We start from the raw sequence: 201 nt of genomic DNA, 5'->3' as shown, positions 1-201 counted from the left end.
ACCGTCCGCGAGGACCGGCCCGGCGACAAGCGCCTCGTCGCCTACCTCGTGGCCGCGGACTCCGCCCTCGATCTCAAGGACCTGCGCCGGCACGCCGGTTCGGCGCTGCCGGAGTACATGGTCCCGTCGGTCTTCGTGCCGATGGACGCGATCCCGCTGACCGGCAACGGCAAGGTGGACCGCAAGGCCCTGCCCGCGCCC

At 73.1% G+C, this 201-nt stretch carries 1 protein-coding gene; it reads left to right on the top strand.

Going from position 1 to position 201, the window contains the following annotated elements:
- Window positions 1-201: amino acid adenylation domain-containing protein (locus GT045_RS33005; protein WP_161297756.1), on the top strand; the 201-nt coding region annotated here is incomplete at both ends.

The organism is Streptomyces sp. SID486 (assembly GCF_009865385.1).
GTDB lineage: Bacteria > Actinomycetota > Actinomycetes > Streptomycetales > Streptomycetaceae > Streptomyces.
The sequence above is the reverse complement of the archived record's forward strand: the minus strand, read 5'-3'. Positions and strand labels throughout refer to the sequence as shown.